This is a genomic window from Micromonospora sp. NPDC007230 (genome assembly GCF_042869115.1).
Taxonomy (GTDB): domain Bacteria; phylum Actinomycetota; class Actinomycetes; order Mycobacteriales; family Micromonosporaceae; genus Micromonospora.
The window spans coordinates 20,929-40,699 of sequence record NZ_JBIAFE010000043.1 but is presented as its reverse complement, the minus strand read 5'-3'; the positions used below and the strand labels follow the sequence as shown (position 1 = coordinate 40,699).

The 19,771-nt window shown below is 70.8% G+C and carries 17 protein-coding genes and 2 pseudogenes; 9 read left to right on the top strand and 10 right to left on the bottom strand.

The features are described from left to right. Window positions 1-243, top strand: a pseudogene (locus ACFYML_RS34810) (sulfotransferase domain-containing protein); the annotation flags it as partial. Window positions 244-275: 32 nt separating this feature from the next. Here ACFYML_RS34810 and ACFYML_RS34805 read toward each other — a convergent pair. Further along, window positions 276-1,217, bottom strand: coding sequence for a LysR family transcriptional regulator (locus ACFYML_RS34805; RefSeq protein ID WP_387424686.1), 942 nt, complete (start codon window positions 1,215-1,217; stop codon window positions 276-278). Window positions 1,218-1,289: 72 nt separating this feature from the next. Between ACFYML_RS34805 and ACFYML_RS34800 the strand changes: the two genes are divergently transcribed. Then, window positions 1,290-1,679, top strand: coding sequence for a RidA family protein (locus ACFYML_RS34800; protein WP_387424685.1), 390 nt, complete (start codon window positions 1,290-1,292; stop codon window positions 1,677-1,679). Between the two features lie 286 nt (window positions 1,680-1,965). Further along, window positions 1,966-3,060, top strand: coding sequence for a mandelate racemase/muconate lactonizing enzyme family protein (locus tag ACFYML_RS34795; protein ID WP_387424684.1), 1,095 nt, complete (start codon window positions 1,966-1,968; stop codon window positions 3,058-3,060). A gap of 21 nt (window positions 3,061-3,081) precedes the next feature. Here the strand turns inward: ACFYML_RS34795 and ACFYML_RS34790 are convergent. The 4 genes and pseudogenes from ACFYML_RS34790 to ACFYML_RS34775 all read right to left on the bottom strand — a co-directional run. Further along, window positions 3,082-3,332, bottom strand: a pseudogene (locus ACFYML_RS34790) (LysR substrate-binding domain-containing protein); the annotation flags it as partial. 825 nt (window positions 3,333-4,157) lie between these two features. Further along, window positions 4,158-4,907 (bottom strand): SDR family oxidoreductase, encoded by a 750-nt coding sequence (locus ACFYML_RS34785; RefSeq protein WP_387424683.1) that lies wholly within the window; start codon window positions 4,905-4,907, stop codon window positions 4,158-4,160. A gap of 14 nt (window positions 4,908-4,921) precedes the next feature. Further along, complete coding sequence (locus ACFYML_RS34780; protein ID WP_387424682.1) at window positions 4,922-5,524, bottom strand: NADPH-dependent FMN reductase; 603 nt, start codon at window positions 5,522-5,524, stop codon at window positions 4,922-4,924. After that, a complete protein-coding gene (locus ACFYML_RS34775) occupies window positions 5,517-7,031 on the bottom strand; it encodes a DHA2 family efflux MFS transporter permease subunit (protein WP_387424681.1) in 1,515 nt (504 codons plus the stop codon). Before ACFYML_RS34775 ends, ACFYML_RS34780 begins: the two co-directional genes overlap by 8 nt. An 80-nt stretch (window positions 7,032-7,111) precedes the next feature. Here ACFYML_RS34775 and ACFYML_RS34770 point away from each other — a divergent pair, with 80 nt between their 5' ends. Further along, window positions 7,112-7,858: a TetR/AcrR family transcriptional regulator gene (locus tag ACFYML_RS34770; RefSeq protein ID WP_387424680.1), complete on the top strand. Its 747-nt coding sequence runs from the start codon at window positions 7,112-7,114 to the stop codon at window positions 7,856-7,858. Between the two features lie 256 nt (window positions 7,859-8,114). On the opposite strand, the gene ACFYML_RS34765 is transcribed toward ACFYML_RS34770, so the two are convergent. From ACFYML_RS34765 to ACFYML_RS34745, 5 genes are all read right to left on the bottom strand, one after another. After that, complete coding sequence (locus ACFYML_RS34765; protein ID WP_387424679.1) at window positions 8,115-8,492, bottom strand: hypothetical protein; 378 nt, start codon at window positions 8,490-8,492, stop codon at window positions 8,115-8,117. Window positions 8,493-8,926: 434 nt separating this feature from the next. Then, window positions 8,927-9,580, bottom strand: coding sequence for a winged helix-turn-helix domain-containing protein (locus ACFYML_RS34760; protein ID WP_387424678.1), 654 nt, complete (start codon window positions 9,578-9,580; stop codon window positions 8,927-8,929). Between the two features lie 59 nt (window positions 9,581-9,639). Continuing rightward, a complete protein-coding gene (locus ACFYML_RS34755; protein WP_387424677.1) occupies window positions 9,640-10,281 on the bottom strand; it encodes a LuxR C-terminal-related transcriptional regulator in 642 nt (213 codons plus the stop codon). Window positions 10,282-10,373: 92 nt separating this feature from the next. Continuing rightward, the gene (locus ACFYML_RS34750; protein WP_387424676.1) at window positions 10,374-11,774 is read right to left on the bottom strand and encodes a type VII secretion protein EccE; all 1,401 of its coding nucleotides are present in this window, start codon (window positions 11,772-11,774) and stop codon (window positions 10,374-10,376) included. Then, window positions 11,771-13,510: a BTAD domain-containing putative transcriptional regulator gene (locus tag ACFYML_RS34745; protein ID WP_387424675.1), complete on the bottom strand. Its 1,740-nt coding sequence runs from the start codon at window positions 13,508-13,510 to the stop codon at window positions 11,771-11,773. Before ACFYML_RS34745 ends, ACFYML_RS34750 begins: the two co-directional genes overlap by 4 nt. Before the next feature lie 105 nt (window positions 13,511-13,615). Between ACFYML_RS34745 and ACFYML_RS34740 the strand changes: the two genes are divergently transcribed. The 5 genes from ACFYML_RS34740 to ACFYML_RS34720 all read left to right on the top strand — a co-directional run bounded on the left by ACFYML_RS34740 (window position 13,616) and on the right by ACFYML_RS34720 (window position 19,713). Then, window positions 13,616-14,290: a winged helix-turn-helix domain-containing protein gene (locus ACFYML_RS34740; RefSeq protein WP_387424674.1), complete on the top strand. Its 675-nt coding sequence runs from the start codon at window positions 13,616-13,618 to the stop codon at window positions 14,288-14,290. Further along, complete coding sequence (locus tag ACFYML_RS34735) at window positions 14,287-15,597, top strand: sensor histidine kinase (protein ID WP_387424673.1); 1,311 nt, start codon at window positions 14,287-14,289, stop codon at window positions 15,595-15,597. Before ACFYML_RS34740 ends, ACFYML_RS34735 begins: the two co-directional genes overlap by 4 nt. Before the next feature lie 168 nt (window positions 15,598-15,765). Next, entirely contained in the window at window positions 15,766-17,616 is a 1,851-nt protein-coding gene (locus ACFYML_RS34730; protein WP_387424672.1) for a fibronectin type III domain-containing protein, read from the top strand. Beyond that, window positions 17,613-18,569, top strand: a complete 957-nt coding sequence (locus ACFYML_RS34725) for an AAA family ATPase (RefSeq protein ID WP_387424671.1) — start codon at window positions 17,613-17,615, stop codon at window positions 18,567-18,569. The genes ACFYML_RS34730 and ACFYML_RS34725 overlap by 4 nt, the downstream gene beginning before the upstream one ends. A gap of 1 nt (window position 18,570) precedes the next feature. Continuing rightward, entirely contained in the window at window positions 18,571-19,713 is a 1,143-nt protein-coding gene (locus ACFYML_RS34720; RefSeq protein WP_387424670.1) for a DUF58 domain-containing protein, read from the top strand. Window positions 19,714-19,771: the final 58 nt, after the last annotated feature.

Here is a 19,771-nt window from a genome sequence, read left to right as displayed (position 1 = left end):
CGGTGGCCGGATCTGGTGCGGGCGGCGACATTCGACTCGATGCGCGGCCGGGCGGAGGCTCTGACCCCGGTCGCGGCGATGTGGCGCGATCCGAAGCGGTTCTTCAACCAGGGTGTCAGCGGCCAGTGGCGGGACCTGCTCGACGAAGATGACCTGCGACGATACGAGGATCGGGTCGCGAAGCTGGCCGAGCCCGACCTCATCGACTGGTTGCACCGCGGCCCCATCGTCCCCGCCCGCTGACCCTACGCCGCCCTCCTCCTCGCTATCCCGCCTTAGTAGTGCTTTGTTAGGTCGTGGCGGCGTGTCGCGGGTCTGTCCGGCGGATCTTGGCTGACGGTCGCCAGCAGGTGTTTGACCAGGGGGTTTTGATCGTTCTTGAGCCAGGCGACGGCGACTCGCGTGCGGGCGGTGCTGGGCTCGATCCTGCGGAAGGCGACGCCTTTGAGGCGGATGCGTCGGATACTCGCCGGGGCCAGCGAGACGCCCAAACCGGTTTCCACGAGCGCGCACACGGTCTGCCACTCCACCGCGTGCTGGACTATCTGCGGTGTGAAGCCTGCTGCGGTGCACAGGCCGGTGATCTGGTCGTGCAGCTGTGGGCCGGCCGCACGGGGCAGCAGCACGAAGGGCGAGTCCGCCAACTGTGCAAGCTGCACGGTCCGTTGGGCGGCCAGCGGGTGGGTGGCCGGCAGCACGGCCACGAAGGGCTCTCTGAGTACCGTCCTGAATCCGAGTTCTGCCTCGACGGCGGGGGGTTCGCGCAGCAGGCCGATGTCGATGGTCTTGTCGTGCAGGGCGGTGATCTGCGGCGCGGTGGTCATTTCACGGATGTCCAGGTGCACGCCGGGGAACCGCTGCCCGAAGGTGCGCAGCAGGCCCGGCAGGACGGTCAGGGCGAGGGAGGCGGCAAAACCGATCCGTAGGCGGCCGGCTTGGCCGCTGCCAACGGCCCGGGCTGCGGCCAAGCCGTCCGCAAGGTCGGTGAGCGCCCGCCGCGCGGCGGGCAGCAGTTCGCGGCCGGCCGGGGTGAGCGTGACGCGTCCTAGTTCGCGGCTGAACAGCGCGTGGCCAACCTTGTCTTCCAGGCGGCGGATCTGCTGGCTGAGCGGCGGCTGGGCGATGCCCAGGTGGGCGGCCGCGTGGCCGAAGTGGAGTTTCTCGGCGAGCACGACGAACGCGTGCAGCTGTGGGAGGGGAAGTTCGGGGCGCGCCATACGCCTAGAGATATCACGTCATGCCCGAGGCTGTATTGGACGTATCCGCGCTGGTCACTTAGCGTTCGGCACATGTCAGAGCGACGTGCGATCCTCAGCGGCTCGACCTTCGAGGAGCAGATCGGCTATGCCCGTGCCGTAGTGGACGGCGAGTGGGTGCATGTGTCCGGGACGACCGGGTTTGACTACACCACCATGACGATTTCCGACGACGTGGTGGAGCAGGCCGAGCAGTGCCTACGCAACATCGAGGCCGCGCTCGCCGAGGCGGAGTGCACCTTCGCCGATGTGGTGCGGGTGCGCTACCTGCTGCCCGACCGCGAAGACTTCGAGCCCTGCTGGCCGGTCCTGCGCCGCTACTTCGGCGACGTCCGGCCAGCCGCCACAATGCTCATGTGCGGTCTCGCCGATCCCCGGATGAAGATCGAGATAGAGGTGTACGCGCGGCGGGCCACCGCATAGCAACCCGATCTGCTCGCCAGGCGGTACCACAAACGCGCCTACGTCTACCGCGGCGCCGTCACCGTTGCCGCGATCCGTTTATGGCTCCGACCTTGATCCGCGAGACGGAACCTAGCGTGCCGCAGGCATTCCGTACCTTCGATGTCGTTGTGGCGCACGCTGTGATCTTCCGCTGGGCACGCTCGAAGAACCGTTACGCGCGATGCGTATCACTTTCGTCCGATTTTCCATTTGCTCGCCGCCGGTTCCGGTCGAGGCCCGGCGGGCCGTCACGAGGGGAATACCCGTGAAAATCCGTGAGATCCGCACACACCGTCTCGTGGCTCCGCTCCACACGCCGTTCGTGACCGCGCTCGCTCGGCTGACGACCGTGTCCACCGTTGTGGTGGAGATTCTTGACGATGACGGTCGGTCAGGCTTCGGTGAGGCCCCGGAGGTGTGGACGGTGACCGGGTCCTCGCTGGCCAGTGCCGAGGCGTGCGTGGCCCAGATTTTCCGGCCGCTGCTGGTCGGGCGAGCGGCCGAGGATCTGATCGGGAACTGCCGATCGGTCTCCGCAGCGGTGGTCGGCAACGAGTCAGCGAAGGCCGCGGTCGACGTCGCATTGCACGACCTGGCGGCCCGCCGGCTTGGGGTGCCGCTGACCCACCTGCTCGGTGGTGCCCGACTTACCGTGCCGACCGACGTGACGGTCTCCGCCGGTGACGCCGACGGTCTGGCTGATGCCGCCGTGCAACGGGTCGGGGAGGGCTACCGGGTGCTGAAGGTGAAGGTGGGGACCGACGCCTACGGTGACGTGGCCCGGGTCGCAGCGGTCCGGGCGGCGGCCGGCCCCGATGTCGAGATCCGACTCGATGCCAACCAAGGGTGGACCCCCCGTGAGGCGGTACGGGTCATCCGCGCGCTGGAGGAGTCGGGTGCCGGCGTGGCGTTCGTCGAACAGCCCGTGCACCACCGGGACCTCGAGGGCTTGGCGTGGGTCAGCGACCGGGTCGAAACCCCGATCATGGCCGACGAGGCGGTCTTCGGCGTCGCCGATCTGGTCGAGGTGATCCGCCGCCGGGCGGCCGACATGGTGAACGTCAAATTGGCCAAATCCGGTGGACTCCGGCCGGCCCGCACCCTGCTGGAACTCGCCGAAGCCCAGCAGATGGGCACCATGGTCGGCTCCATGCTGGAGACCGAGATCGGCGTCGGGGCGGCCGCCAGCCTCGTTGCGGCGTACGGCACCAGCGTGGTCAGCGACCTGGACGCGGTCTGGTGGCTTGAGCGTGGCGCCGTGACCGGGGGCATGCGCTACGAAGGCGCAACGGTCGTGCTGCCCGAGACTGCGGGCCTGGGGGTGACCAGCGTCGCGCCCGTGGGCGAGCCGGTCACGTGACGGGTCACCGGGCCGCTGCGGTCAGCTCCCTGAGGAGTGACGGGCCAGCTCGTCAGGCGTGTTCGAGGCGGCGGTTCGGAGTGCCGCGACGCTTGCGGCCACCGCCGGGTGGTCGCCCGCGCCCTCCTGGGCGGTTGCCCGACGGCGAGTTGAGGCACCAACCCGACTCCCCGGCCGGAGGCGACCAGGGCAAGCATGGCGGCGAAGTCGTCCGCGTGGTGACGCACGGTCGGACGGAAGCCGGCCAACTCGCCGGCATGTAGGGCGGCATTGCGCACCTTCTGATATCCGACTCTCCCAATGAACCCCGGGGAAGTGCGCCTAATGCGAGACATCTCGGGTAGTCGTTGCCCTGCCATGTTCTGGGCGCCTCCCGTCTCATGCAACGGCTGCTATCACTCAGGGGGTACCGGCACGGATCGGGCACGAGGAAGGTCGGCGCGCGGACATGATGCGCCGGCCTCCTACGCCTGCACTACCAGCCCGCTGTCCCACCACACGCCGCGTGACCTACGCCCGCCCAACCGGGGCGGGCGCAGCCGCTGTGCGACCGCCAGCCCGAGCTCGGCGGGCAGGGGACCTGTCCGCGTTGAGGTGAGCAGCGCGGAGCGGACGTGCCGGGCGGCAAGTCCAGGGTGACTGTGACACCCCCGTGGGCATCCTGGATCAGGCTGGTGCTGTCCGAGAGGCGGCACCGTCAAGATGTAGGTGATGCTGGGGATCGGACCCGACATCTCGATCACCAATTTCACAGCTTCCTCCCGGAACTGTGGGGAGAGTCCACTCCATGACTTTGATCTCGTTGTTGAGCTGCGCTTCTGCGGTTCGGGTGACCGGTGGGTGCGCCCCGTAGGTGGCAGTGCGCGAACCGCAAGCCCGGCTGTGTGCTGTGACGGGGCCGCTGCTCACGTGGATGACAGAACCATGCAGCGGGTCCCCGCGTTGTTCGCGGGGGCGTGAGCGGACGCCAGAATCAAGGTGGCCTGTTCGCTTCGTCAGTTCGGCCGTGGCAGGGTCTCAGCGTCGCCAAGGCCCTGCCACTTGCGGTCGGAAATGCAGGGTGATGATCCCGGTCAGTGCGCGTGTGTCCGGCGCTGCTACAGCAGCGTGCCGCCGGAGGTGTCGATCCATTGGCCGGTCACCCACCGGCTGTCGTCTGAAGCGAGGAAGGCCACGGTGTCGGCGATGTCCTCGGGCGTGCCGATCCGGCCCATCGGCGACAGGGACGACAGCCAGGCCCGGGCGTCGCCGACGAGCCGTCCCTCGTGCATGTCGGTGTCGACGATGCCGGGCGCCACGGTGTTGACGGTGATGCCGCGTGGCCCGAGCTGTTTGGCGAGCGTCGCGGTGAGCACGTCGAGGGCTCCCTTGGACATGGCGTAGGTGATCGACCGGGGCATGGCGGAGCCGCGGGTCAGCATCGTGGAGATGTTGATGATCCGGCCGCCGTCCCGTAGTCGTCGCAGGCCATGTTGGGTGATGAAGAATGGGGCCCTGGTGTTGACCGCGAACACCCGGTCGTAGTCGCTTTCGCTGGCATCCTGGAGCTCAGCTTGCTCGCTCAGGATTCCCGCGTTGTTAACCAGGATGTCCAGGCCGTCCGCCTGCGCGTCGAACGCGGCCCACAGCGCCTCGGCGTCGCCGGCTACGCCGAGGCGGGTGTGGACGGTGAAGGCCTGCCCACCGGCGGCTTCGATTACGGAGACGGCTTCCTTCGCCGCGGCTTCGTTGTTGCCGTAGTGCACGGCGACGCGGGCGCCGTCACGTCCGAGGCGTTCGGCGATGGCCCGGCCGATTCCTCGGCTGCCGCCGGTGACCAGCGCCGTCTTTCCGGCCAGTGTCGTCATGTCTGGTGCGCCTCTCATCGGGTTGTGCTTAGGGGTTGGTAGGGGGAGGTGTTCCTGGCGTCCTTGAGGGCTCGTGCCCACCAGGTCACCTGGTCGAGGAGGATGTTGGCCGCGGCGGCCGGCCGGTGTGCGTCCTTGGGGTTGCCGTCGCCGTCGAACTGTTCCCACACGTTGTGGAAGCTGACCGTGTCTCGGGTGGTGACGGCGTGCAGTTCGGTGAAGACGGCGCGCAGGTGCTCCACCGCGCGTAGGCCGCCGGAGATCCCGCCGTAGGAGACAAACGCCACGGGTTTGGCATGGAACTGGGTGTTGTGCCAGTCGATGACGTTCTTCAACCCGGCCGGGTAGCTGTGGTTGTACTCCGGGGTTACCACGACGAAGGCGTCGGCGGCGTCCAGACGTGGGGTCAGTTCGTGCAGTGCCGCCAGCACCTGCGGCGGTGGCGTCATCGTCGGCGCGGCCGAGCCGATCGGCACGTCGGCCAGGTCGACGAGGTCAACGAGGATGTCGTCGCGGTGCCCGGCCTCGCCGACGAACCAGTTGGCCACGGTAGGGCCGGTCCGGCCGTCTCGGATGCTGCCGAGGATGACGGCAAGCCGTAGTCGGTGGTCAGACATGAGTCTCCTCCAGAACGGGTGCAGGGGTGGAACGTTCTTCCCGTAGCGGTGTCTCGCGGACGAGCCAGGCGAACGCGAACGCGACGGTGCCGAGGGCCGCGCCGGCGAGGGCGATGGCGTGTACGCCGCTGGTGACGGCAGCGTGTACGGCATCCTGGGCGGCGGCTGGGAGTTGGTGGACGGCGCTGGCGGTCAGCTCGCCGCCGGAGAGGATCCGGCCGGCCTCGGCGACACCGAGGCGGTCACGGAGCGTGTTCTGCAGCTGGTTGGTGTAGAGGGCGCCGAGCGAGGCGGCGCCGAGCGAGGCGCCCATGGTGTGCCAGAGCGTGACGGAGCCGCTGGCCGCGCCCATGTCACGCGGCGGCGCGCTGTTGATAGTGACGATCGTGGTGCTCTGCATCAGCAGGCCCACACCCGCGCCGCCGAGCAGCGTGAGCACTGATGTGAGCGCCACCCCGGTGCCCGGCCCGAGTGCGAGCAGGACGAGCATCCCGCCAGCCAGCAGCGCGCCGCCGAGGATCGGGTAGGCGCGGTAGCGGCCGGTGCGGCTGATGAGCTGGCCGCTGCCGATCAGCACTACGACCATGCCGAGCATCGCCGGCAGGATCAACATGCCGCTCGCGGTCGCGGAGGCCCCCTTGACCAGCTGCATGTACTGGGGCAGGAACGTGGCAAAGACCATCATCCCGGCGCCGGCCAGCAGGCGCAGGATCTGGGCGAGGGTGAAGTCACGGTTGCCGTACAGCCGCAGCGGGACGACCGGCTCGGCGGCGCGCCGCTCGACAGCGACGAACGCCGCTAGGGCGGCAAGGCTCACGACGGCGAGCGCGGCGACCGGCGCCGACATCCAGGCGTACCGGCTGCCGGCCCAGCTCGCCAGCAGGCTCAGCGCGACCAGGGCGGCGGTGAGCAGCAGCACGCCGGGGACGTCGATGCGGGCCTTGATCCGTCGGGGCGCGCCTGGAACCGCGGCGGCGATGAGCAGCACGGCGGCGACGCCGACCGGGATATTGACGTAGAAGGCCCACCGCCAGGTCAGGTGGTCGACGAAGAAGCCGCCGAGCAGCGGGCCGGCGATGAAGGCGACCGGCATCATCGTGCCGAACAGGCCCATGAGCCGGCCACTCTGGCGGGGCGGCACCAGCTCGCCGATGAGCGCGAGGGCGCCGACCATGAGGCCGCCGCCGCCGAGGCCCTGCACCGCCCGGAAGCCGATGAGCTGGGTCATGTCCTGGGCTGCCCCGGACAGCCCGGAGCCGAGCAGGAACAGCAGAATCGCCGACAGGTACGCCCGCTTGCGTCCGTACAGATCGCCGAGCTTGCCCCAGATCGGCGTTGCGGTAGCCATGGCGACGAGGTAGGCCGTCACGACCCAGGAGAAGTGCTCCAGGCCGCCGAGATCACCCACGATCACCGGCAGCGCGGGCCCCAGCATCATCCCGTCGAGCGGGGCCGTGATCATGCCGAGGACCACCCCGACCAGGCCCACATGAAGAGATCGACTCATGATCCACCCCAATCGCGTACGTTGTACTCGAAATGCAAGCTAGCGTTTCGAGTACGATGTACGCAAGAAAGGAAGGTGTGATGTCCGCCGCCGAGCAGCAGGTCAGCATCTGGATGCGCCCGGAGAAGGTTGAGCGATCCGGTCCGGGCCGTCGACCCGGGTACAGCCGGGCCCAGATCACCCAGGTCGCCGTCGAGATCGCCGACCGCGAAGGGCTGGACGCCGCCACCATGCGCCGCATCGCCCAAGAACTGGGCACCGGCGCCATGTCGCTGTATCGGTACGTGCCCAAGCGGGACGACCTGATCGACCTCATGCTCGACGCAGTGGTCGGTGAGATCGAGTTGCCCGAGCGGGCCAGCGGTGACTGGCGGGCGGACCTCTCGCTGGTGGCCCAACAGACCCGCGCGGTCGGTCTGCGCCACCCCTGGCAGGCCACGCTAACCCGGCGCCCCACCCTTGGTCCCAACTCGCTGCGGGTCTACGACTTCTCGCTCAGCGCCCTCGACGGGTTCGGCCTACACATCGACGAGATGACCAGCCTCTGCGGCATGGTCGGCGACTACGTCGCCAGCGCCGTGCGCGACGAGATCGGCTGGCTCGAACATGCCCGGCACACCGGCATGGACCGCAAACATTGGATGGCCGAGTACGTCGGGCCGTACGTCAAGCAGGTGGTCGAGTCCGGGAAGTACCCGATGTTCAACCGCACCATTCGCGAGGGACGGCTCTCCCACATGTCGCCTGACACGCGCTTCCAGTACGGACTGGACCACATTCTCAACGGCATTGCCGCCGCCCTAGGGACTGTAAAACGAACGGTGTAACTCCTGATCAAGGAGCAGCACCTGATGACGGATGCCGTGATCATCGAGGTCGATACTGACCAACCGGACCGCGGCAGGGCTGCGGGGGACGGCGCTGGTCGTCGGCGTGGCTGCCGAGGGACTGCCAAGCGGGCTCATGGTCGTATTTGCATGTGACCGGGACTGCTCGGCGGGGCTTTCCTGCGTACCGCAGGCGGCCAAGATGCTCACCACCAGCAGGGCACGACTTGCTGCCAGGTAACGCTGGGGCATTGCGTCACACCTCTTCGAATTGGTCACCGGATTTACCACGCTGAAGACTGAACCATTGCTTGCTGCTCGCAGAGTACTGAAGCACGATCGCTGGCACGGCAACGACCGCGGGACAGAGAAAGAGACAGCAGATCACTCCCAGTACGGTCAATATGGTGCGGCTATCCCTGCCGTGCCGGAGCGCCTTGCTGAGGTTCCAAAAGCCAACCCCCATTCCCGTGACGACGACCATGAAGATCAACGAGCCCACCGTTGTCGGAAGGTAGCCGTATTCCAGCGCATTAAGCACGATCCACAGCCCGTATGGGATCAGCATCGCTCCGACGATGATCCACAGGATGGATGCCGCGGTCACGGTGTCTGGCCGCGCCGGCACGGTCATTCCTCGTCCTCCCGGCGTCATCGCCCAGCCGTCCCGTCTAGGTTGCTACCGCGCTGTGGTCCCAGACGACGAGCGCGTCGCGCCAACCCGAGCGGGCGGTGCCCGCGTACCGGACGTCCGCGACGGAGAGCCGTCGCACAATGTGAGGCAGAGCAGTGCGATAAGGCGCATCCGCGCGGCGCACAGAATTCCATCATCGTCATTCCTTTCGGCCCGTGTTACCAGGCTATGAGTTCCCCGCACGACCACTCCCCGGGGTGTCCGGTTTCGGCCAACCCGTACGGCAGCCGAACGGAACATCGCGGTCGCGATCAAACTCGTCAGCGCACGGCGAGGTGCTGGACAGATGGGTTGGCTCCGGTGTCGCCGTCCTCGAAGGCTGGCCACTCGATCGCGGCCGATCGGAAGCCCACACCAGTCGGCATGGCAGTCGTTCAGCGGAGCAGGTAACCGACGCCGCGTACCGTGTGTAGCACGGGTGGCGGGCCGAGCTTGCGACGCAGCTGTGCGACCAGTACGTCCAGCACGTTCGAGGCGGGTGGGACCAGTTCGTCCCAGGCGACGGCGATCAGTTCGGCGCGGCGTACCGGCTCGCCGTCGGCGGCCAGCAACCGGCCGAGTACGACGAACTCCTTCGCGGTCAGCGCGAGCAGCCGGCCGCCGCGCCGAGCCTCGTGCCGGCCGCTGTCCAGTTCGATGTCGCCGTGCCGCAGCACCGGTGCCGGGTCGGGCCCGCTACGTCGGCACAGGCTGCCTACCCGCGCGACCAGTTCGGCCACCGCGAAGGGCTTGACCAGGTAGTCGTCGCCCCAGGCCAAGCCGTCGATCCGATCACTGACCGCGTCGCGCGCGGTGAGGAACAGCACCGGCACCGACCAACCGGCTCTCCTCTGGTCTGCCACGTAGCGCAGCGAGTCGCCGGCCGGCAGCGTCCGGTCGAAAACGGCGCAGTCGTAATCGTTGACGCTCAACGCCTCGTCGGCCTCGGGCAGGTCGACGACGGTGTCCACGGCGAACCCTGCACCCCGTAGTGCGGCGTCGACGGCGACCCGAAGTGCCTCGTCGTCCTCGGTGACCAGTACCCGCACGATTGAACACAGTATCCGGAAATGCGCGACCGGCGGGTCCGCGGGCGGCGCGTCGCGGGTCAGCGTGCGTTGGCGCTTGCCAGCCAGCCACCCTCGGCGGCCTTGATGCCGGCCTGGAACCGGCTGCGCGCACCGAGCCGGTTCATGATGGCGGACATCGTCCGACGCACGGTCCGCACCGAGATGCCGAGCCGGGCCGCAGCCGATTCGTCGGTGTAGCCCCCGGAGAGCAGCGCGAGAAGTTCCCGCTCCCGCGCGGTCAGCTCATCCCCTTGCGGTACGTCGGCTGTGGTGAGCGCGACGGCCGCCGGCCACAGCCGCTCGAACAACCCGACGATGGTGTTCACCACGCTCGGCAACCGGAACATCGCGACGCCGCCCTGTCCGCCGTCGGGTCGGTCGCTGGCGAGCATGGCCAGCGCCCCGTCCAGCACCACGGCGTCGGTGGGCACATCCGGCACCGTACGCACCTCGGCCCCCGTCATCGCGAGGCTGCCCAGCCGCATGGCCAGCATCGGCATCGTCCGGACCCGGTCCGGAAACAGGATCCGGTAGCGCACGCCGCGCCGCAGGTTCTCGTGGTCGACCCGGCGCAGCATCCCGATGGGCCCTTCCGTGCCCCCGGACAGGGTGCAGGTGATCAGCACCTCGCGGGAGGCCGCCGCCAGCGTGGCATCGATTCCGGCATGGGTCGAAAGCATCATCGGCTGGATGGCCCGCGGCGTCGATCCCGACGGTCGTCCGAGGTCGCTCCATCCGTCCCGATGGGGTGGGCTGGATATTGTCTGGACTGTCATTCGAGGTTCCCTCCGATCGGCAACGAGGCGGCCACGGCCGGCCCGTGTCGGCCGTCCATCCGCTCCAGACGTATTCCGAGCCGCGGCGCGAGTCCCGCGAGCAGTCCCGCCGCAGCATCCGCCGCTGCTGGCGAGCTGGCGGCGACCCGTAGCATCCCGGTCAGCTCGACGGGGTCCGCGGTGACCGCGACGGTGATGGCGACCTCCGGAACCGCGGCGAGCAGTCGGTCCAGCACGTCGATCCGGGCGATCGAGGCGGGGTCGGCGCTGGACAGCCGCAGCACGATCTGGGTGACCGGCCCGGCCCGCCAGTACCGCCATTCCTCGCGGAGGACGCTCCTGTCCGGCGCGGCGTGGGTCAATGCGGTCAGGGTGGCGAGCACCTCACGATCCGGCAGGACGGCCAGGTCGAGGCCGCCGCGACGGAGCCGACGGATCACCCGGCGTATGGCGTTGCCGAGCACGACGTGCAGCGTCTCGTCCTCGGCGGCGTCCACCGTCCGGGGCACCCGTACGGCCAGCCAGGCGCGCGGCTGCGCCTGCCGGGGACCCCGATGCAGCACGAGCCGCAGCTCGGGGCCGGGGGCCGCCTCGTCCCACCCCGGCGTCGCCTCGACCCCGGCGGGCCGTCCCGACGGCGGCTCGGCCCCGCCGGTTTCCAGCGTGCCCGACAGCGTGGCCCGCAACAGCTCGGCCACGTCGGTGTCCTCGGGGCGCAGGATCGCGACCACGCCGTGGGGCCCGCTGACCACGCCCGCCGGCGCACCGCCAAGCTCCACGACCCCGACCCGCGCCCCCCGGACCAGCAGGGCGAGCAGGGCGGCGGGGCGGTCGGCGGACTCCGGCAGCCGGTACGACCGAGGACGCGCCAGCAGCCGTATCCGCCGGGCGAGCAGGGTGGACAGCCACGTGCCGCGTACCCGGATCCCGGAGACCGCCAGCAGGACGGCGGCCGATCCGCCGAGCGCCGCCGCGACCGGCCAGTCCCGACCGACGGCTACCGCGAACGAGATCAACGCCAACTGCCAGCCGACGACCCGTAGTACCGGGGGCGCGCTGGAAGGCTGGGGCCGACCCGTCCTTCGCGCGCGGGACGATCGGCTCGCCCCCGGCTGCTCCCCGGCTCCGGTGCCGCCGGTGCCGATTGGGGGTAATCCGACAGTGGCTCGCGCGCCGGCCGCCCGTACCAGGGTGCCGCGCCGGGCCGCGGTGGCGACCGTGCTGGCCTGGGCCGCGGTGGCGACCGCGCCGCGCCGGGCCACGGTGGCGACCGTGCCGCTCCGGGCCGCCGTGACGACCGTGGGGGCCGCCCGCATCGAGGTGGCGATGATCGGCTCTGCCTCGGGTTTCGGGCCGCCGCGCTGGTCTGCCGGTGCGCGACCCCGCGCCGCGCTCACGCGACCCTCCGGCCGACCCCGTGCGGTTCCCGGACCCGGCCGGTACACCTGGCGAGCCGTCGGATCAGCACGTGGCTGCGGTAGCGGTCTGCTGAGACGAACTCCAGCAGTCCCCGGTCGACAAGTACCTCCAGAGCCGAACGGGCCGCATCGACGGTAGCGCCGATGACGCGCGCCGCCGCACCACAGCCGAACTCGTCGGGCAGCTCGGACAACGCGTACCAGGCCGCCAGTTCGTGCCCCGACAGCCCGTCGCGAGCGGTGGTCACGGATCGCCGCATGACATCGGACAGGACCTGGCACGGCTCGTCGTCCAGTTCCTCGACGAGCGTCCGGATAGTCCAGTGTGGTCGCGTGCGCAGCCGCGCCGCGGCGTCCCGTAGCGCGGCCGGGAGGCCGCCACAGCGACGGACGACGGCCGCCACTGCCGTCCGCTGCAGGCCCGTCGCCCGGCCACCGGCCGCCGCCCGGAACAGGGCGGTGGCTTCCTCCTCACCCAGCGGGCGCAGGGTGATCCGCGCCGCATCGTCCGGGTGCCATCCCCGGTTCCTCGTGGTCACCACGGTCAGGCAACCGGCCCCCGAGGGCAGCAGCGGCGCCAGGTGCGCGGCGTCCGGCACATCGTCCAGGACCAGCAGTACGCGCCGCCCGGCCAGCTCCGAGCGCCACAGTGCCGACCGCTCGTCAAGGTCGCCGGGCAGGTCGGTGCCCCGCACCCCGATGCCCCGCAACAACCGGCCGAGCACGTCCACCAGCTTCGCTGAGCCGGACGGCCGGGGGGTGAGCGGGAGCCGGACGAAGAACTGGCCGTCCGGGTAACGCGCCGCGAGTCGGTGGGCGGCGTGCACCGCGAAGGCGGTCTTGCCTACCCCGACCATCCCGTCGACCAGTACGACCGGCGCGCTGCCGCCCGCGGCCCGCCGTACGGCGGCCAACTCGTCCGCCCGGCCGATGAGCGGCACGTCCCGCGGCAACTCCCGGCGCGTCCGGCCGGGTCGCGCCGCGCCGCCCGCCCGCCGGTACGCCTCGGTGAGCGCAGGCCCCGGCTCGACCCCGAGTTCCGTGGCCAGCACCTCCCCGGCCTGCCGATAGGCGGCCAGGGCAGCGGCCCGTGCCCCGGTCACGTGCAGGGCACGGACGAGGTGCGCCCACGCCCCCTCCCGGAGCGGGTCGGTTGTGGTGACCGTCCGCAGCGTTCCGATCGCCGCCTCGGCTCGGCCCAGCGCGAGCTGCAGTTTCGCCTGGCACTCCCGCAGGTCCAGATGCAACTCGTCGAGCCGGTCCACCACGTCAGCCGACGTCGCCGCGTCGAAGCCGGCAAAGGGCCGTCCCCGCCAGAGCCCCAACGCCTGCTCCACCAGGGCGAGCGCCCGGGCGCTGTCGCCGTTCGTCGCCGTGACCCGGGCCTGCGCGGCGAGTTCGGCTGCCTGGTGGGCGTCCAGTTCGCCGGGCCCGACCCGCAACCGGTAGGCGCCGCGCCGGCTGTCGATCCGCGGGCCGCCGTCGTGGTCCGGGAGCAGGCGCCGCAGTCGCCACACGTACGTCTTGAGGTTCGCCTCTGCCGAGCTGGGCGCGGCCTGTTCCTGCCAGGTGCACTCGAGCAGATGGTCGACCGCGACCCAGGCGTTAGGCTGCACCAGCAGCGCCGCCAGCAGCGTCGCGGGCTTGCCCGCGCCGAGCTGCTGTCCCGGTCGACTGTGGACCTCCAGCGGCCCCAGAACATGGAAGAGCGCCATGCCCGAATCACCCCGATCGTGCCGGCGGGAAGCGGTGGTTGTGCCAGCTCTACGATGCGGATGGGTACATGAGGTTCCGATGACACGATGTCCGGGAGGCTCCCCGTGCGCGTGATCGTGGTCGAGGATGACGACGACCTGCGGCTCGCGTTGACCACCGAGTTGGCCGGTGCCGGGCTCCGGGTCGATGAGGCGGCCGACCTCGGCACCGCGCACGCGGCGTTGTCCGTCGGACGTTACGACTGCGCGGTCTTCGATCGGATGCTGCCCGACGGTGACGCGATCACTTATGTGGACCGGCGCCGGCAGCAGGGGTGGGGGGTGCCGGTGCTGTTCCTCACCGCGCGGGACAGTCTCGCCGACCGGGTGGCCGGCTTCGAGCACGGCGGCGATGACTACCTGGTCAAACCGTTCGCCATGGCGGAGTTGACCGCCCGGGTGGTCGCGTTGGGCCGCCGCACCGGCGGCGGCCGGCCGTCGGTGCTGCGGCACGCCGACCTGACGGTGGACTGCGCCCGCCGTGAGGTACGCCGAGCCGGTGTGCTGCTCACCCTCACCGCGAAGGAGTTCGCCGTGCTGGAATACCTGATGACCCGGCCCGACCAGGCGGTGGCGCGCGCCGAGTTGATCGAGCACTGCTGGGACGCCAGCACCGACCCGATGTCGAACGTGGTCGACGTGGTGGTCCGCCGGCTGCGCGGCAAGCTCCGCGAACCGGAGTTGATCCACGCCGTACGCGGACACGGGTACCGGCTCGGCGGTCTGCGGCCGTCGGCATGACCGGGCCCCAGGGCGGCCGGCGTGGCGGCGGCCGGCGTGGGCGGGACCGGGCCGCCCCGAGCGGGTCGGCGGCGGACCGGCTTCGTGGGCTGCGCCGGTGGCTCACCGTGCTGTTCACCGCGATGAACGCCGTCGGGCTGGTGGCGCTTGCCTGGTTGCTGGTCCGGGCCGACGCGCGCGAGGGCGAGCAGCGGCTGGACGGCGACCTCCGCCGGGTGACCACCGCCGTGACGCGGCTGATCCAGTACGACGGCAGCCTCGTCACCGCCTACGTCGTCGAGGACGAACTCAACACCCAGTGTCCACAGTTCGCGATCCTGCCCGGCAACTCCGCGCGGTTCACCCCTCACCTCAGTCAGCGGGCCTGCATACCGCTGGACGTCGGACTGCTCAACCAACTGGCCGCGGAGTCGGTGCGGACCGGCCGGCTGCTGAACGCCTACGTACGGGGCGCCGGGGGCGAACTGGTCCGGGTAGGGGTCGAGCCGTTCCGCAACGACAGCGGGCAGTACATCGGGGCGGTCGTGGCGGCGATGGACGCGAGACCGGAGCAGGAGCGGCACAACCGGATGAGCGTACTCGTGATCGGCGGCTGCCTGCTGTTGGTGGCCGCCGTCGGCGCCGCCGGGCATGTCCTCTCCGGTCGGGCGATCCGGCCCGCGCTGGCGGCCCTCGAGCAGCAGGAGGTGCTGCTCGCGGAGACCGCGCACGACCTGCGCACGCCGGTAGCGGCGCTGCGTGCGCTCGCCGAGACGGCGCTGGACAATCCGACGCGGCGGGCCGACCTGCTGCCCCGGACCGTGACGCTGGCCGCCCGGATGGGCAGCATCATCGACGGCCTGCTGGTGCGGGCCCGCCTGGCCGCCGGCGTCGAACAGCTCGCCATCCAGGCGGTCTGGCTGGATCAGCTCGTCAACACGGTGGTGGAGGAGACGCCGACCGACGGGGCGCGGGTCACCGTGATCGCCGCGCCGACGAAGGTGAACGCGGACCCCGTCCTGCTCCAGCGGGCGATCAGCAACCTGCTGGACAACGCGATGCGCCACGGCCGGCGGCCCGGTGACGAGGCGGTGGTGCACATCACAGTCGCCGGTGGCCGCGTCATGGTCGCCGACCACGGACCGGGCATCGACGCCGCGGTGGCGCAGGAGAACTTCGACCGGTTCACCAGTGGCGGCGGGTCGAGCGGGCTTGGCCTTTCCATCGTGCGCTGGGTGGCGCAGGCGCACGGCGGGATGTTGCGGGTCTACAACGCCGAGGAGGGCGGGGCGATCTTCGAACTCGTGTTGCCGGCCCTCGATTCCTGAATCGCTGTATCGACTATGGACCGTTTGTGTAACCGTTCTTCTATTCTCGGTTACGTGACCTTTCTCCGCCCGCGGCGCTCCGCCACCCGCCTCCGCCGGGATCGTCGTCTCCGCTGGCCCGGCGGCCTGAGTGGGAGCCATCGTCTTCGCTGGCCCAGCGGCCTCAGCTTGAACCGCCGACCGTCACTGCGGGGCCGGCTGCCGCTGGTGCTGTTGATCGGCATCAGCCTCACCGCCGTGACCGCGGCCGTCGCCGGAGCGGCGAGGCCGGGGCCGGGGCTGCGGTTCAGCCAGGCTGGGCACTGGGTAGCGAACCCGGCGTCGAACTCGGTCTACCACGTCAACGGTTCCGCGCGGAGTGTTGACGCCCGGGCGGAGGTGCCCGGCCTCGAACCGGGCAGCCAGGTGGTGCAGGGTGACACCAGCGGCTATGTGGTCGGCCGGAGCAGGATCATCGAGTTCGGTAAGTCGGACCTGTCGGTGGAGCGCACACTGACCCCGCCGACCGGCGAACGTCCGGTCGCTGTGGAGACCGCCGGTGGGCCGTACCTGGTCTATCGGGAGGCCGGCCGCGTGGTTCGGCTCGGTGACCCGCCCGCGACCATTCCGGCCGGCGGAACGCTCGGCGAGCCGGTCGCCACCCGGGACGGCACGCTGTGGCTGCACCGGGTCGACTCCGGGGTGCTGTGCCGGCTGACCCGCGGCACCGACCGGATCTCCTGCCCGGCCGCCGCGCCCGCCGGACACACCGGCGCGCTTACCGTGGTGGACGAGCGCCCGGTCTTCGTCGACACCGAGACCGATACGCTGAGCCCGGTCGCCGACGACGGCCTCGGCCGGCCGACGTCCATCGGGGTGGATCTCCCTCCGACCGCGCGGGTCGCCCCCGCCGACGTCTCCGGCCGCATCGCCATCCTGGACCCCACCTCCCGGCGGATGCACCTGGTGAACGCCACCGGGCTGGGCCGGGACCGGGCCGCCCCTCGGCCGGTCACGGTCGCCCTGCCCGACGGGAACTACTCGGCGCCGACCGTCAGCCGGTCGTCGGTGGTAATGCTCGACCGGCAACGCAACGCGGTGGTCACCTACAACAGCGCCGGCGAGCAGCAACGGGTCATGCCGCTGCCGCCGGAGAGCGGCGAGCCCAGCCTCAGCCGCGGCGAGGACGACCGGGTCTACGTCGACGGCGCCGAGGGGCGACACGTCCTCGTGGTGGACCATGACGGCGGTGCCGGGGTGGTGCCGATCGCCGGCGCCGATCGCCCGGCCGCCGCCGGCTCCCCGCCCTCGCCGGCCGGGCCGAGCCAAACGCCGAACCGGGACGGGCCCAGCCAAAAGCCGAACCGGGAACCGGGTCCGCGGACCGGCGCCCCGCCACCAGGTCGCGACGACGGCCGGGACCAGCCACGCCGACCAGCGCCGGGCCCCGCGCCGCTGCCGGCCAGCCCACCCGGGATGCCGGCCAACCTGAAGGCCTCGGCCCAGGGGGCCAACCTGCGGGTGACCTGGAGCGCCGCCGCTGCCAACGGCGCCTCGGTGAGCGCGTACCGGATCTCCTGGCAGCGCACCTCTGGTGGCGGAGGCGGCTCCGCCACCCGGGCGGGCAGCGCCCGTTCGATCACCCTGAGCGGGCTGACCCGGGGGGTGGCGTACCGGATCACCGTGGTCGCGCAGAACTCGGCCGGGCGGGGCACCCCGGCGGCTGTCCGGGCAACCGTCCCGCTGCCGCCGCCTACGGTCACCGTCTCCCGGGGTAGCGACACCACCTACCAGGACCGCTGTGACGCCCCGGACTGCGCGTTCTTCCGGATCGTGCTGCGGGGATTCGAGCCGAACACCGCCTACCTCATCAAGCCGGATTCCGATCGATGGCCCGACTTCAACCCGGGCGCCACCCGCCGGACCGACGACAACGGAAACCTGACCTTCGAGGATTTCCCGTTCGACTCGGTCGGGGCTCGGGTCTGGGTCACTGTGGACGGCGTACGGTCCAACCGCTTCCTTTGGCCGGCGGGATGAGCGGCGGCACGGCGGCGGAGATCGCCGCGCGGATCACGGACAACGTCCAGCGGGTGATTCTCGGCAAGCCGGAACTGGTCCGGCTGGCCATCGTCGGCCTGCTGGCTGAGGGGCATCTGCTGATCGAGGACGTCCCCGGGCTCGGCAAGACCACCCTGGCCCGGTGCCTGGCCGCCAGCATCGGCGGCAGCTGGAGCCGGATTCAGTTCACCCCGGACCTGCTGCCCGGCGATATCACCGGGGTCAGCGTCTACCACCAGCGAGACGAGCAGTTCACCTTCCACCCGGGCGGGGTGTTCGCGAACATCGTGGTGGCTGACGAGATCAACCGCGGTACGCCGAAGACCCAGTCGGCACTGCTGGAGGTGATGTCCGAGCGCCGGGTCACGGTCGACGCGAAGACCCACGAGGTGCCCAGGCCGTTCCTGGTCATCGCCACCCAGAACCCGATCGAGCTGGAAGGCACCTACCGGCTGCCCGAGGCGCAGCTCGACCGGTTCCTGCTGCGACTGTCGGTCGGCTACCCCGATTTCGACTCGGAGGTGGCGGTGGTGCTCGGCGACCGGGCGGGATCGGCCGTCGAGGAGCTGCCGTCCGTCGTGGAGATCTCCGCGCTACGTGCGGCGATCACGGAGGTACGTACCGCACACGTCGATCCGGTACTGGCCGGGTACGCTGTCCGGCTCGTCGCCGCCACCCGGGACCACTCGGCGGTACGCTTCGGCGCCAGCGTGCGCGGCAGCATCGCGCTGGTACGTGCCGCCCAGGCCCTGGCCGCGACCGAGGGACGGGGCTTCATCACCCCCGACGACATCAAGCAGGTGGCCGGACCGGTGTTGGCACACCGGCTCGTCCTCACCGCCGAAGCGGAACTCAACCGGCGCAGCCCGGACGAGATCGTCGCCGACGTGCTCGCCGCTACTCCCGTACCAGCGGTGAACGTGGGGCGCTGACGTGCGCCTGACCGCACGCGGCCATATCGTGCTCGCGCTCGGGATGCTGTCGCTGGCCTTCGGCCTGTGGGGTGGCTACCCGTTCCTGCGGGCGCTGGGCGGGATCCTGCTCGGTGCCGTAACCGCCGCCGTGCTGCTCACGGCGCCCCGCCGGGCGGTGACGGTACGCCGCTCGGTCTACCCCGACCGGATCGAGCGGGGCCGACCGGCGGTGGCGAGCCTGTGGGTGGCGAATCCGAGCGACCGCCGACGCTTCGGTTTCGTGGCGACCGACTCCGCCGGCGGCGCCACCAGGAGAGTCCAGGTCCGGCCGCTACCACCCGGCGGCGAGGCGGTCTACCACTACGAGCTGCCGACCGACAAACGGGGCCGGCTCACCGTGGGACCGCTGAAACTCCACCGGGCCGACCCCTTCGGGTTGGCCCACTCGGTATCGCCGGTCGGGGATACGGCGACGCTGTGGGTGCACCCCCGACAACTGCCGGCCCGGCCGTTCGCCGGAGGACATCGGCGCCACCACCACGAGGGTGACCGCACCGACGACGCGCTGCGGGGATCGGTGGACCTCAAGGACGTCCGTGAGTACCTCCCCGGCGACGAGGTGCGGCACCTGCACTGGAAGGCGACTGCCCGGACGGGTCGGCTGATGGTGCGGGACCTGGCCGATCCGACCCAGCCCCGGCTCACCCTGCTGCTCGACGATCGTTCCGGCCCGCTGACCGAGGCCGGTTTCGAGGAGGCGGTGGACCTGGCGGCCTCGCTGCTCGGCGCCGCCGCCCGCGCCGGACACCACACTCGACTGGTCACCTCGTCCGGCCTCGACCTGGCCACCCCCAGCGGGGCATCGGGAGTACGCCGCCTGCTGGACGAGCTCTGCGAACTCCAGCAGGACGGAGCCGGCGACTCCGCCCTGTCGCCGGCAACCCTCAGTAGGGGCCGGACGGGCGGTGGCGCCCTGGTGGTGGTCACGGCCGGGGCCGGGCTCGGCTCGCTGGCCCGACTGCGAGACCGGTACCCGCGCATCTTCCTGATCGCGTTGACCGGGCTCGACCAGGCCCCATCGGCACCGGTGCCAGGAGCCCGGGTGCTCGCCGCGGCCGATGCCGCCGAGGCGGTACGCCGATGGAACGAGGTCGTCCGGTGAACACGCGAAGCGAACCTTCGACCCGCCCGGATCGGCAAGCTCGATACCAGCCCGGGGC

Coding starts and splice junctions, on each gene's coding strand:
- ACFYML_RS34805 (WP_387424686.1), bottom strand. CDS start 1,217: ATGGCGCGCCCCGAACTTCCCCTCCCACAGCTGCACGCGTTCGTCGTG.
- ACFYML_RS34800 (WP_387424685.1), top strand. CDS start 1,290: ATGTCAGAGCGACGTGCGATCCTCAGCGGCTCGACCTTCGAGGAGCAG.
- ACFYML_RS34785 (WP_387424683.1), bottom strand. CDS start 4,907: ATGACGACACTGGCCGGAAAGACGGCGCTGGTCACCGGCGGCAGCCGA.
- ACFYML_RS34780 (WP_387424682.1), bottom strand. CDS start 5,524: ATGTCTGACCACCGACTACGGCTTGCCGTCATCCTCGGCAGCATCCGA.
- ACFYML_RS34775 (WP_387424681.1), bottom strand. CDS start 7,031: ATGAGTCGATCTCTTCATGTGGGCCTGGTCGGGGTGGTCCTCGGCATG.
- ACFYML_RS34770 (WP_387424680.1), top strand. CDS start 7,112: ATGTCCGCCGCCGAGCAGCAGGTCAGCATCTGGATGCGCCCGGAGAAG.
- ACFYML_RS34765 (WP_387424679.1), bottom strand. CDS start 8,492: ATGACCGTGCCGGCGCGGCCAGACACCGTGACCGCGGCATCCATCCTG.
- ACFYML_RS34755 (WP_387424677.1), bottom strand. CDS start 10,281: ATGCTTTCGACCCATGCCGGAATCGATGCCACGCTGGCGGCGGCCTCC.
- ACFYML_RS34745 (WP_387424675.1), bottom strand. CDS start 13,510: ATGGCGCTCTTCCATGTTCTGGGGCCGCTGGAGGTCCACAGTCGACCG.
- ACFYML_RS34735 (WP_387424673.1), top strand. CDS start 14,287: ATGACCGGGCCCCAGGGCGGCCGGCGTGGCGGCGGCCGGCGTGGGCGG.
- ACFYML_RS34725 (WP_387424671.1), top strand. CDS start 17,613: ATGAGCGGCGGCACGGCGGCGGAGATCGCCGCGCGGATCACGGACAAC.